The following is a 13,670-nucleotide window of genomic DNA, read 5'->3' as shown; positions in this document are numbered from 1 at the left end:
ACCATTAATGATGAATAGGAATCTCATTATAGAAGCAGCAGTTTTTATACTACAACTCTACATTCAACTAACTAAAACCAATGAAAAAAAGAGCAGATAGTCTGCTCTTTTATGATGCCTCCTTATGTTCCGTGGAATGTTTAACACTCCCCAGTCTCTTTAGTTTATTCCACCCTACCGCTACTCCTCGAAGCGATGAGAATATAGATTTAATGACAACATAAGTCATAAATTGGCGATAAATAAAACGTTGTAAAATTAACCATGCCAATGGTTTTGGGTTCTCTTCCTCTAATTTAAATGCGAACAGAGAAGCGAGAAGATCCATTAAAAAGAAAACAAGATAAAATCCTAAAACTTTTAGCGGATTACTACTAAATAGTCCTATAATCATTAATATATCTGCAAAAGGAGCAATGAATTGCAGCACATATTGGAATAACCACATATTAGGCAGTGCAATAAATCCTAATGTTTTATGCTTTGGATTACATAACGCTTTTCGATGTTTCCAAAGACATTGAAGTGTACCATATGACCAACGATACCGCTGTTTAATGAGACTTTTCACATCTTCAGGTGATTCCGTAAAAGCATGCGCTTTTTCTTCATATACAATTCTATGCCCTTGACGTAAAAATGTAATAGTAAGATCCGTATCTTCTGCTAACGTATCTTCGCTTAAATATCCAGATTCAACTACATTCTTTTTGCGCCACGCCCCAATAGCTCCTGGAACTACTGTAATACAATTTAACTCATCAAAAGCTCTACGTTCTAAATTAAACCCTGTAATGTACTCAACATGTTGCCAAGTAGTTAACAAATTCCGTCTATTCCCCACTTTGACATTACCTGAAACTGCAGCTACATTCTGATCTTCAAAGTGTCTAACCATTAGAGAAATGGCGTCTTGCGCAATAATAGTATCCGCATCTAAAGTGACAATGATTTCTCCTCGCGATTGTTGAAACCCTAGGTTCATTGCCGATGATTTCCCGCCGTTTTCTTTCTGAATGAAACGAACTTTAGGGTGTTTATAAAATGTTTCTTTCATTACTTTTGACGTACCATCTGTCGATCCGTCATCCACAACAATAACTTCAAATTCTCTATAATTACTATCCAAAATTGAGTGAATTGTCTTGGCTATCACCTTTTCTTCATTATATGCTGCCATGACAACACTAACAAAAGGTTGATAGGACGAATTAATATAGCGAGATAACGTTTTTCTTTTCTGCTTCCATGCAAAATAAATTAAGAATAAAAATCGAAAAATCCCTAATCCAATAGCAATATAAAAAATAGTTGTCTATATATGCTTAAAGTATCCTGCCCCTGAAAAGACAGCTTTATTGTAAAGTAAATATTGCTTCCCCTCAGAAGAAACAGGAGGCATGATTTCATCTCGTTCTTTATTCATTAAATCTGAAATTGTTACAAAACTATATCCATGCTTTTTTAGGTCTTTAATAATGATTGGGAGCGCCTCTACTGTATGTGTACGGTTCCCTCCCGCATCATGGAGAAGAATAATATTTCCCTCTCCCTTATAAATGGGATTAAGAGCACGCTTTACTAATTCATTTGTTGATGGTATTGCCCAGTCTTCGGGATCAACTTTTTCCGCTACCATTGTATAGTTCATATTTTGCGCACGTAAAATAGGCAATATTTCATTTGATGAATCCGGGTTAGCATCCGCTTCATATGGCGGTCTAAATAAAACCGTAGAATGTCCAGTTACTTCCTGAATTAAACGTTGCGTCGTATTAAGTTCTACTTTCGTTCGTAGTAAAGACGTATCTGCTATGTTAGGATGCTTGAAAGTATGATTGCCAATTTCATGCCCTTCATCGTATATTCTTTTTACAATACTAGTATTTAGTTGCGCGTTTTCACCAAGTACAAAAAAAGCAGCTTTTATTTGATTCTCTTTTAATATATCTAATATTTCTGGCGTATATTTCGGGTCTGGTCCATCATCAAATGTTAATACTACTTGTTTCCCATTTGGTTTTCCATATCGTTGCACTTCATATGCAGATGGTAAGGATTGATATACTTCATCTGTAATATAATCATCTTTGCCTACTTTAAAATCTCTCAATCCATTTTTTCTTTCATTCTCAATCTGTAAAATTTCACCTTGTCCAGAATAATTCACTTCATCTAAACTACTGATTTTATGTAATACATTAGGATTTTTTTGTACCTCAATAGGATTTTTTAAAACTTTCCATATTGTAGGATCTTCTGCTCCTAATCTCCATAGCGCAAACCCCTTTGCATGATTGTCCATTGCGATTTTCACTTGATTATAAAGAGTAACACCGTCTAAGAACCAAGCAGTATGTTCTTTCTCTCCTGTTTTATATCTAAAATACGGATTTCCACTCACCTTATCCCATTGAATTTTTATATTTGAATCATGAGCCATTGCCATAACTTCTGAGAAAGTCATAGACTTTGCAGCTTCTTTACTATTTACTTCCCAATCATATCCATAGTTACCGAAAGCAACTACAAGTTTATCAGACGGAATATTCAGTTCTTTCAATGTATGTTGGAACCATTTATTTGAAGCAATTGGTCCTGGTTCCCCGGCTCCATAGTGCTCATCGTACATCATTACAATCATTCGATCTATTATTTTTGCTAACGCACTATAATCAAAAGCCTTATCATTAGCTGGAACATCTTGTGTAACGAGCAAATCATGTTCATGAAATTCCGTAGTAAGTTCTTTCATAAAATTTGTTAAGTTTTCTCTATCACTTTCAGGTACGGCCTCAAAGTCAATATTAATACCTGAAAACTGATTTTTTTTAACTTGGATTACTAAATCATTAATAAACTTTGTCTTTACATCGTTTGAGGAACTCAGTAACTTATGAATTAGCCCACTATCAGGACCAGAAGCTTCCTCAGTATAGTTAGTAAGCAAAGGCATAATCTTCACTTGATTTTTTTCTGCCAACTTTACTATCTCAGGTTTTATCTCACTTCTAATCGTTAAATCTGCTTTTAAATGATACCACTCTGGTACTAACGTAGTTAATGAATCGATATTTTCTTTTAAAGAAGCGGTACTATTTTCATCCCAGTTTACATAAAAACCATACACTTCTTTAGGATGTTTACTATCCTTCGGCGGATTCACCAAATTTTTATTATCCTTCGTTTCGGTATTTGGGTTAAATGCTTCCTCCTTTAACTGCTGATCACTAAGTTTTTGATTAATTGGTACAAGTTTAGTATCTTGTTGTACAGCGGTATTCATATTTGGAATTTCTGGTGTTGAAAAAATACTTTGAAAGAAAAAATAAAATACAACACTTACACTAACTATTGAGATACATAGAAACCAAATAAAGGCTATGTTTCTCCTTCCTTTCGGATCATAAAAAACAGGTTTTTCTTTATCTTTCTCTTGTTGAATGTTTTTCTCCATTATATTTTTCACATACTCCTTCTTAATAGAACTATAGAATATTAAAGTGCAACTTTAATCAGTGGGGGTTTTGTTCACCCCCCCACTAATCATCAGCCCTCACCAATCGGGCTGCCCAGCAAATAGCGGAATAAATCCTTTTAGCTTTGAAGTGAATCTCTCACTTCCATATTCTATTGATTCTTCTTTTCATTCCCTTGCTGGTGGCCCCTATTTTCTTGTTGAGACCCCCTACCATTGTTCCCTTGCTCGTTTCCGTCATTTTCTTTCTGGGATCCTCTTCCATTGTTCCCTTGCCCATTTCCATTATTCCCTTGTTGAGATCCTCTTCCATTGTTCCCTTGCTGATTCCCATTATTTCCTTGTTGAGGATTTCTTCCATTGTTCCCTTGCCCATTTCCATTATTCCCTTGTTGAGACCCTCTTCCATTGTTCTCTTGCTCATTTCCATTGTTCCCTTGCTCGTTTCCATTATTTCCTTGTTGAGATCCTCTTCCATTGTTCCCTTGCTCGTTTCCGTTATTTCCCTGTTGAGATCCTCTTCCGTTGTTCTCTTTCCCATTTCCATTATTCCCCTGTTGAGATCCTCTTCCGTTGTTCCCTTTCCCATTTCCATTATTCCCTTGTTGAGATCCTCTTCCGTTGTTCCCTTGCTGATTCCCATTATTTCCTTGTTGAGCTTCTCTACTGTTATTCTCCTGTTGATTCCCTCTATTTTCTTGCTGAGATCCTCTTCCATTGTTTTCTTTTATTTGCTTCGATGGCTGTTCCTCTGTTTTCTTTTGTTCTTTCTGCTCTTGCTTTTCATATTTTTTTTCTTTTACAGGAGACAAATCGAGTGTTGCATCAGGAGATGACTCCGGGTGTGATTGCACCTCTTCTTCGTTTTCCACCGGATTAGACGGGGTGACAGGAGGCGTAAGTGATTTGTTCTTCTCATTCTCTTGCTTTATATAAACACCTGTGCCAATTCCAGCTTTTCTAGCATTCTCTCGTATTTGCATTGTGCTACTTTGATATTCAACTGTAATATGTTTTAGCTCATATTCTTTCTTTAATTCTTTCATTGCCTTTTCCAAAAGTGGTTCTAGTGCCTTGTCCTTTGCAACAGCTGTTAGCATAACTTGCTTATCATTCGTTAAATACTTATCCTCTTGACTTTGCTTTATAATAGTACGTATTACTTCTTGTAATTGTTTATTTTTCCATTGCTTCAATTCTTTTAAAATACGCCTTCCATCATCATTACAAGCCTGCAAATCTATAACACGAAAATCCTTTGTTACGCTCACCTCTAAACTTGGATTTATATCAACTGAGACGTAAGCAAATACTTTTTCTTCTGGTTGGTTGTAGAAAAACAGCACTGCAAATAGAAAACAAGCAACAAGTATTGATGCAGGCTTTAAAAAGGAAGGAATCGAAAAATGCGATGCTTTTTGTTCTTGCTCATCAAACGAGATTTCCTCCCCGATTATGCAAGAATCCCCTCTTCTTTTACACGTAATAAACTCTCCATTTGGTGTTAAAACAACTACGCTATGCTTTTTTATATCCATCACAATTCCTTTATTCATCATGCTTTTCCCCTCTTATGTAATCCAGAATATATGTATAGTTGTTTGCAAAAATAATACACATTGCAATAATGTATTTTCTATGTCGTTCCAACGTTTTACGACTTACCCTAACACGCGGTTCAATCTGTTTAAGCGGTAACTTTTTCTTTCGGAACAGCTCTTCCATCATTTCCTCTTCTTTTATAATTATTTTCACAATTTCTATTAAGTGCTCACGTGTATCACGATGCTTAGGAGATTCTTTAGCAAGCTCTGAGAATGTGATTTTAAACTCAGCTAGCACACTTTGAAAATGAAGAATTTCCTCCTTACGGTTACTATTTTCCATCTCTTTCATATACTCCGTAAGCGACACTTGCATTTCTAACATTTCCTCTTGCTCATCTTCTTTTAAAAAGACAAAGTTATGTTTAGACTCCTTACGTATATAGTCAATTACATCTCTTTTTATAAGAAGATCAGCAAACGCTAAAAAGGATTTTCCTTTTGTATAGGAATACTGTTCAATTGCTTCGTTAAAAGCAAACAATCCAATGCTATATTCATCATCCTGTTCTGTAATATATCGACGGCAGACAGATGAGATTGATTTTCTAATAAAAGGCTGATACTGTACGATAAACGCTTCTTTGTCTTCTTCGTTGTTTTGTATGTTACATACGATATCTTCTATTTTCGGTTTTCTTAAGATCTTCATTACTAAACTCAACACTTGTAATCTCCCAGCCTCCTTCAAATAGCAAAATGGCCACTACACAAGTGACCATTTAACCAGATTTTCTTGGTACTTTTCTTCGGTCTTGTTTTCTTGCTGTTAGTTATATTTTTCGAGTCTAACTTTTCCCAACGTTTTCTTAATAATTTTCCTTTTCTCTCGGCACTAAAGTTAAGTTTGTATTTTTATCTACTTTCTTATTTTCTACCGTTCGTTTTGCTTATTCTCTTTCTATTTTATCTGCAATCCTTGAATAACTCTTCTCTATATAATTGGTAATTTCATCCTTCCATTTTGGATGCCACTTAATCTAGTAATTTTATTAATACTTCTATATTCTTTCATAGTCATTTTTCTTCTATTTATTTTTTTCACTATACATATTCGGAGGAGTACAAAGTTTTATGGGGGTCAAAAAATATTTTCATAAAAAAATACATATTTATTTCAAAAATAAAAACCATCAATTTGAAAAAGGGTAATCAAATTGATGGTTTTCTTATAATATCTATTAAATTAAGTTGGATTCTCATTATATCTAAAAAAGCACTAACTATTTTCTACCGGTTTTCTCCATTTTTATCTTTCTTGGTTATCATAATATGTCTTATCTGCGTATTTTCTATCATTTCCTTTTAGATAAGCTAAAATTACTTTTGGATTTTTAAGTAAAGTCCAGTCTCCATATGTATCAAATCTTCTGCATGAAGTCATCATTCCATTTTTAATTGTACCGAATTTCTTATTATTTCGCTTTCCCCATTTTTTTAACCGTTTGGCAAAATCAGCATCTTCTGCCATAAGCATGTTTTCATTAAATCCGTTGATTGCCATAAAGTCTTTTCTATAGCACCAAAAAATCCCTACAGATATAGCTCCATACTTAAAAAGTAAGGGAATTATTATTAACATTGCGGAAACGAATATTCCTAAGGACATTCTTTCAAACTTTCCAGTTACCCCACCACCAATGTATTTGCCTGAAGCTAGATGTTTATCTACATTAGACAACATAGACTCTGTCATTTGGGTATCAGCGTCTATAGTAATGATTATTTCTCCACTAGCTATTTGGGCTCCTGCATTTCGGATTTTGGATAAGTTTTTATCGTTATTTTTTAATGTAATACAGTTATAAGACTTTGCTATTTCCTCTGTTTTATCTGTGCAACGATTTAAAACAACTATAACTTCCGTTTGCTCTTTATATGCCTCTGATGCCTTTGCAATTGAATCTAAACATTTTCTAATGTACTTTTCTTCATTGTGTGCAGAAATTATAATAGAAAACTTCACATCTTTTTTCAAATTGACTCCTGAAGATTCGTTTGTCTCAGTCATAATATGCCCCCCTTATTTTATAAGGTAAATATCTGTTATACATAACGTATATTAAAATTCAATAAATTATATGATAGGAACTGCAGGTAAACTATTACTTGAGTATTAAAAAATAAAAACGTTATTCTTTCTAAATAAGCAAAATTACTAGAAAGAATAACGTTTTTTATTAGTTACATTAATATTTTATTCGTTGCTTTATTTCTTCAAAACGAGCATGTATAATTTTTCTGATATCTGGATGATTCTTATATAAAGTAACAGTATACATGATGGAAGATGCAAGAATAGTAGACCATATTAACCAATCTCCAGCATGAGAAAGAACTTTAATTATTTCACTCGTAAATTCTTCCTGTCCGTCATGAAATGTATAGCTGAGTAGTTACCTTATTTTTAAAAAAACATTCTGATTATTTCTTTTTCACTTCTTCTACAAATTCCCATGTCTCTCCGTTATCTTTTGATTGATAAAGTGCACTACTATCGCCATTGTAGTCTCCATCTGCCCCTTGTCCAACTAACATATTAAAAACCCCATCTTTCTCATATGGCATACTAGGAGAATCAAAAGGACTTATTGTGGACTGTGTATGATCTAATTTCACTTCATGCGGCGGATATTCTACCTTTTTGAAAGATACTCCCCCATCATCTGTGCGATATAACTCTCCTTCATTACCAGAAGGCCTAATTGCTCCTAAAAACCCAAGTTTATCATTTATAAAAATGATTCCTGATACACTACCAATCCCCCCATTAAATGGGTCTGGATTGATAACCTCCCATGTTTTCCCTTCATCACTAGTCTTGCTTAATGAATAAAAAGCGCTCCCTAATGCTTTATCTGTCATATTTAGTTTATAACCAACTTCTTTCGATAGGAAAAACTGTTCTTTTTCATTCTTTAAATCTTGTTGTTCCTTCTCTTTAAGCATATCTTCTTTTGGAGGCGTCTTTGATTTACTCCAACTTGCGTCACTTATTAAATTATATCTAGCAGGGACTAGCTCTTTCTCTTTTCCAGGGACAAATATAGATACAGTATATCCAATGATATCAGAAGCTGCTTCTTTAACACTCTGCCTCTTACCATCCTCAGTAATATTAATAATTCCCTCTGTATTGGATCCCCAATTTCTTTTTCCATAATAAATCAACCCATACTTACTTTCATTCCATTTTTTGACCGTTTGCTTAACTGGGATCGCCTTAACCGTTTTAATTAAAGGTTCTACTAATTTATCATCATTATAATCAGGCTTTGCATATCCATCTCGTATTATAGTAATATCTTCTGATTTCTTCTTATTATAAGAGATTAAATAAGTTTCTTCTTTCCCATCAACATTTTTCCCATAAACAAATGTATCAAACGCTGTGATTGTTCCATCTGAATGAAATGTAAGATCAAAATCAGTTGCCATATACAATTTCTTTGGCAAAGGATATTTTTTATTTATATCTTCAAAAATACCTTCTACTCCAGATTTATATATATTATTATGTTTAAGTTTAACTGACCTTTCATGTTTTAACTTTTCTATAAACCATGCCAATTTGCCATTGTAATTTATTGCACTTTTATAAATCTGCATCCCATAAAATGATGTAATTGCAACAATAATGATAATAGAAATGGATCTCCATGCTATTGAATTTGTTAATTTTTTAGATTCATATTCTCTATTTTTTATCACCCGCATTGTAGTAAATGTAGTTATGGATATAAAAAGTACTATACACAATAACAAAATGTAAATATTATAATTCATTCTTCCGTACTTACAGTATAAGGCCAACTCATAGCAAAAGATCCCGTATACAATTATTAGTATTGGATTTGTTACTAATGACAGAAGTATCCTTTTTGTATTTTCTCTAAATATAGAAACCACTCCTAATTATATGAATTACTGATATTAAGTATACTTTATTGTAAAGTAACAAAAAAGCTATTTAATCTTGCCGCAAAAAATACAATAGACATATGAATATTATATTCATGTTAAAAAGGCCAACAATCCAAGATTGTTAGCCTCTACTTCCCCTATTCGTACCTTTTATCACTTTACTTCCTAACAACTGGAATCCACATTTCACCAAACACTAAGCCGTTTCTTTTCCCCATCTCAACCGTCGTATTTGGTCCACCAACATAAGCAAACTCATTTGCATCTGGTAAAGCTTGACCGAAGGCGATGCCAGTCAACTTATTACTTAACTCTTCAGCTGTTTTGTCTTCCCCTTTTACTACTAAGTATTCTCCCCTCGGAAACTGAATTACTCTAGATTCTTCTTCTATTTGTGCTTCTGTCATGACACCCGCATAATACATCATTTTGTTATTCACCGCTTCGCTCACAGAAAAAATGTATTCATTTGTCGCTAAAGCTTTTAAAGTGTCCAGCCTTCCATCTTCTTTAACAGCCGACCAAAAGGCTTCCTTTTCTTTATTTATTCCAGCAAAGTCTGTATATTCACTCTTAATTTCAGTTCCAATACCTAACACAATAAAGCTATCTTTTTCTTCTATAGTATAATTTTTCATATGCAAAACCTGCCTCTTTTTTTATTAATCAAACGATTTATCTTTTCATCTGATACGTTTATAATATCTTTAAACCATGTCAAAAAATGATACTGTTTAGGAGACCAACATGAAAAAAGTTGAACGGATCAATACAATTATGCGATATATCAACAACCGCTCCCACTTTACAATTTCTGAAATCATACGAGAATTTAACATATCAAGATCGACAGCTATTAGAGACATTAGAGAAATTGAAGCTATGGGAATGCCACTTGTCGCTGAAGTTGGGAGAACGGGTGGATATTTTGTTATGCATAATTCTATCCTGCCCGTTGTTCGCTTTACTGATAATGAAGTGAAAGCTCTTTTTATTGCCTTTATGGCTACGAGGAATCAACAACTTCCCTACCTAAAGAGTCGTCAATCTTTAGCCGAAAAACTACTAGGACTCATCTCAGAAACCCAGCAGGATGACCTTGTTCTTTTAAATCAACTCTTGCTGTTCCAAGGAACTAATCCTCATAATCCCGATCTACTTGAGCTTTCTGATCTCCCCCATCCTATGTTAGAAAAACTCATTCAAATCCTTCTTTTGGATAACCATTTATTGATTACCATTAAAAAAGATGAAGAAATTAAGTCTTATCCAATTTATCTATTACACCTTTATCAAGAAAAAAGCCATTGGATTATTGAAGGATTTGACTTAAAAGAAGAAAAGAAGTTAATGTTTCCTGTCGATGATCTCATCAATATCGAACCATACACGACGAATAAAAGGCTCAATAAGAAAAAGATTTTAGAAAAACTAAGTAAGAAGGCTGAAGCAATTAACCTTGTACTTGAACTTGGTCCGACAGCAATTGCCCAGTTCAAAAAATACCATCCTTTAAAAATTTCAATATCTTATACTAATCCTTACCAATCCACAGCCATTTTAAAAACTTTTATCAATGTTAACAATCCCGATGAAGTGACGGAAATAATAAATTGGCTGCTTTTTCTAGGGAAGGATATTAAAATCAAAGAAATACCCGATGAAGTATTAGCAGATTTACAAAAACGAGTGTGCTTATACATTCCATAAGCAGTGAGCCTCAAATATTAAGCTTTATCACTGGACAATTATTCTATTTTTAAATACCATTTCATTTACTACAATGAGAGCATGATAAATAATAAAAGCACGGAAAATCTCCCGTGCTTTTCTAAATATATATTATTCCTGAAGGTTTCGTTTATCTCGTTTCTTACCCTAGCTGACGTTTAAATGCTTTACTAGCAAAGAAGTAAGCAATAACCATAATTCCGACGCACCAAGCGAGCGCAATCCAAATATCGTTTCCAACAGTTCCTTCATATAAAAGAGCACGAATCGCATTCACGATTGAAGTTACAGGCTGATTCTCTGCAAACACACGAACAATTTTTGGCATCGTTTCGGTAGGTACGAAGGCTGAACTAATAAATGGAAGAAAAACTAGTGGGTACGAGTAGGCTGTCGCCCCTTCCATAGACTTTGCCGTCAGCCCTGGAATGATAGCCAACCATGTTAGCGCTAACGTAAACATTCCTAGTATCCCAGCTACTGCAAGCCAATCTAGAATATTCGCACTGGAACGGAAACCCATTAAGAGCGCAACAAGAATAACTACAACGATAGTAAGTACATTAGCAACAAGAGAGGTTAAAACATGAGCCCACAATATCGATGAACGCTTAATAGGCATCGTAATGAAACGTGCCATCAGCCCACTCTTTACATCCGTAAAGAGTCGCACGGAAGTGTAAGCTACACCGGATGCGATAGCCATTAGCAAAATTCCCGGCAATAAATAATTGACGTAGTTATCTGTTCCTGTCTGTATAGCCCCACCAAATACGTATACAAACAATAGCATCATCATAATCGGTGTAATCGCTACCGTAATAATTGTATCTGGACTACGCATAATATTGCGCATTAAGCGCCCAAGTAATACCCCTGTTTTGCTTTTCATTTACATCTCCTCCTTTTTGCCAATGATCGCAAGGAATATTTCTTCCAATGTAGGCTGCTTCTCGATATACTCCACTTTTGCCGGTGGGAACATCTCTTTCAGTTCAGTAAGAGTACCTGTCGTAATAATTTTTCCACCATGCAAAATTGCGATACGATCAGCCAGTTGTTCTGCTTCCTCCAAGTACTGAGTCGTAAGCAAAATAGTTGTACCACTATCAGCAAGTTCCTTGACTGTATCCCACACTTCAATCCGCGCTTCAGGATCGAGTCCAGTCGTTGGTTCGTCAAGAAAAATAACTGCTGGCGCCCCAATCAAACTCATCGCGATATCAAGCCGGCGCTTCATCCCGCCTGAATACTGATCTGCCCTTTGGTTTGCCGCATCAGTCAGGCTAAATCTTGCAAGTAGATTGTCAGCAACTTGAGCGGGACTGGAAACACCACGTAGCCTAGCAATCATTATCAAGTTTTCCCTCCCAGTCAGCATACCGTCTAAAGCTGCGAACTGCCCTGTCAAACTGATACTTTGACGAACATGATTTGGTTGACGCTGTACATCAAATCCGCAAATACTTACTTCACCACTATCTTGCTTCATGAGTGTCGAAAGGATGTTGACCGTTGTCGTCTTTCCCGCTCCATTTGAGCCTAGCAGCGCGAAAATTTCTCCACGCTGCACCTCAAAATCTACTCCTTTTAAAACTTCCTTGTCTTTAAAGGATTTTTTCAAGCCTTTTATAGAAATCGCTGCATGACTCATACTTTTTTCCTCCCTATAAAAATGTTTTGCGGAGATAATTTATTTACCTCTATCTATTTAGTACCACTGATATTCTGTATCACTTAGTACCGAGCTAAAAATATAACTGAATAGCTATGGTGGCAATTCATATGTGTAACCAGCTAATCAGTCGGTATTACTTATTCCATTTATTCTTTTCTCAATTTCTTCATAATACTTTCATTCAAATCTTCACGATACTTGGAGACGTAAGTTTTAGCATTTGCCACTAGTTCGTCAGCAAAGGAAGCCACGTCATCCCCAGTAATGTCAAGCACTTGTCTTCCTTCTGCTGCACCAGCTTCAAACAAATCGATTAATTCATACTGTATGTGTAACATATCCATCCCGTTACCCGCTGAGAAATTCCACATGTAGTTTTGAATTTTCTTAAATACAAATTGGTAGTCCTCTGGCAGAGCCTCAACTCGTGCCATCATCATTTTGTACTCTTTTTTATCACCAATTAACTTTTTAAACATTTCTAACATCTTATTTTCCTCCTTTTTTATAAAACCGAACAAGAAATTCCCAAAGTATCGGCCGGAACATTTTATCTTATGAACCTATTTTGACTTCAAGACGTTAATTTTTGACGATACAAAATCCCATTTTTTCCAAAACAATTCAAGCTCTTGGCGGCCCTCTTCATTTAATGAATAAAACTTACGAGGCGGTCCCATATCTGATGGTTTCTTTTCAATATTCACAAGCTTTTTCTTCTCTAATCGTACAAGGATGGTATACACCGTACCTTCCACAACTTCGGTAAACCCAAGATCATTCAGATGGCGGGTAATCTCATAGCCATACGTTTCACGGCGACTGATGATTTCCAGTACACACCCTTCCAGTGAACCTTTTAGCATTTCAGTTAAATTTTCCATGTCCTGATCCTCCTTTACCCCCTATTCTGTCTGACTTATATTCAGTATCACAGAGTACTAAGGCGAATTTTTTACTGAATAGCTTTTGAGTAAAACCACACTATTCAGTATTACTTATTACAACTACATTGTATGACTAAGTAGTTGTGGATGTCAACTTTATTTTCAAAAAAATTAAAAATCCGCTTTACCCTAACCGGATACAGCCTCCTTTTTTGTTGTAAGGGCCATCAAACTAGTAAAACAGAGCTGATTCAAAGTGTAATTTAAATCAGCTCTGTTTTATTGTTTTTATACCGATATATCTTGTTTTTTCACGATACAAATTGTTTCTCACTACCATTCCCATTGCATATAAAGCATAAAGGCAA

Annotated in this window: 10 protein-coding genes and 2 pseudogenes; 1 reads left to right on the top strand and 11 read right to left on the bottom strand. The window is 34.9% G+C overall.

Translation table 11 applies throughout. The annotated features are described in order from the left end of the window. Positions 1 to 109 precede the first annotated feature (109 nt). From QCI79_RS23765 to QCI79_RS23735, 7 genes and pseudogenes are all read right to left on the bottom strand, one after another. Positions 110 to 3,457 (bottom strand): annotated as a pseudogene (locus tag QCI79_RS23765) (trifunctional glycoside hydrolase family 18/polysaccharide deacetylase/glycosyltransferase family 2 protein). A gap of 173 nt (positions 3,458 to 3,630) precedes the next feature. Next, entirely contained in the window at positions 3,631 to 5,037 is a 1,407-nt protein-coding gene (locus QCI79_RS23760; RefSeq protein WP_023901433.1) for an anti-sigma factor domain-containing protein, read from the bottom strand. Then, positions 5,027 to 5,749, bottom strand: coding sequence for an RNA polymerase sigma factor SigI (sigI, locus tag QCI79_RS23755; RefSeq protein ID WP_002101143.1), 723 nt, complete (start codon positions 5,747 to 5,749; stop codon positions 5,027 to 5,029). The genes QCI79_RS23760 and sigI overlap by 11 nt, the downstream gene beginning before the upstream one ends. A 582-nt stretch (positions 5,750 to 6,331) precedes the next feature. Beyond that, on the bottom strand, positions 6,332 to 7,093 hold the full coding sequence (locus QCI79_RS23750; RefSeq protein ID WP_021728185.1) for a glycosyltransferase: 762 nt from the start codon (positions 7,091 to 7,093) through the stop codon (positions 6,332 to 6,334). A 178-nt stretch (positions 7,094 to 7,271) separates the two neighbouring features. Next, positions 7,272 to 7,466, bottom strand: a pseudogene (locus QCI79_RS23745) (hypothetical protein); the annotation flags it as partial. Between the two features lie 40 nt (positions 7,467 to 7,506). Further along, the gene (locus QCI79_RS23740) at positions 7,507 to 8,991 is read right to left on the bottom strand and encodes a WD40/YVTN/BNR-like repeat-containing protein (protein WP_023901655.1); all 1,485 of its coding nucleotides are present in this window, start codon (positions 8,989 to 8,991) and stop codon (positions 7,507 to 7,509) included. 173 nt (positions 8,992 to 9,164) lie between these two features. Beyond that, on the bottom strand, positions 9,165 to 9,644 hold the full coding sequence (locus QCI79_RS23735; protein ID WP_000801032.1) for a GyrI-like domain-containing protein: 480 nt from the start codon (positions 9,642 to 9,644) through the stop codon (positions 9,165 to 9,167). 109 nt (positions 9,645 to 9,753) lie between these two features. On the opposite strand from QCI79_RS23735, the gene QCI79_RS23730 reads away from it, so the two are divergent. Beyond that, positions 9,754 to 10,716 carry a helix-turn-helix transcriptional regulator gene (locus QCI79_RS23730; protein WP_000755059.1) on the top strand — a complete coding sequence of 321 codons (963 nt, stop codon included), beginning with the start codon at positions 9,754 to 9,756 and terminating at the stop codon, positions 10,714 to 10,716. 163 nt (positions 10,717 to 10,879) lie between these two features. Here QCI79_RS23730 and QCI79_RS23725 read toward each other — a convergent pair whose 3' ends face one another. The 4 genes from QCI79_RS23725 to QCI79_RS23710 form a co-directional block, all read right to left on the bottom strand. Further along, on the bottom strand, positions 10,880 to 11,629 hold the full coding sequence (locus QCI79_RS23725) for an ABC transporter permease (RefSeq protein WP_000837827.1): 750 nt from the start codon (positions 11,627 to 11,629) through the stop codon (positions 10,880 to 10,882). Next, a complete protein-coding gene (locus QCI79_RS23720) occupies positions 11,630 to 12,391 on the bottom strand; it encodes an ABC transporter ATP-binding protein (RefSeq protein WP_000017469.1) in 762 nt (253 codons plus the stop codon). It lies immediately after the preceding gene. Between the two features lie 170 nt (positions 12,392 to 12,561). Next, the gene (locus tag QCI79_RS23715; protein ID WP_021728186.1) at positions 12,562 to 12,903 is read right to left on the bottom strand and encodes a DUF1048 domain-containing protein; all 342 of its coding nucleotides are present in this window, start codon (positions 12,901 to 12,903) and stop codon (positions 12,562 to 12,564) included. Positions 12,904 to 12,978: 75 nt separating this feature from the next. Then, positions 12,979 to 13,299 carry a PadR family transcriptional regulator gene (locus tag QCI79_RS23710; protein ID WP_000429488.1) on the bottom strand — a complete coding sequence of 107 codons (321 nt, stop codon included), beginning with the start codon at positions 13,297 to 13,299 and terminating at the stop codon, positions 12,979 to 12,981. Between the last annotated feature and the right edge of the window lie 371 nt (positions 13,300 to 13,670).

It is taken from the genome of Bacillus cereus group sp. MG1 (assembly GCF_040460035.1).
Lineage (GTDB): Bacteria > Bacillota > Bacilli > Bacillales > Bacillaceae_G > Bacillus_A > Bacillus_A cereus.
The sequence above is the reverse complement of the archived record's forward strand: the minus strand, read 5'-3'. Positions and strand labels throughout refer to the sequence as shown.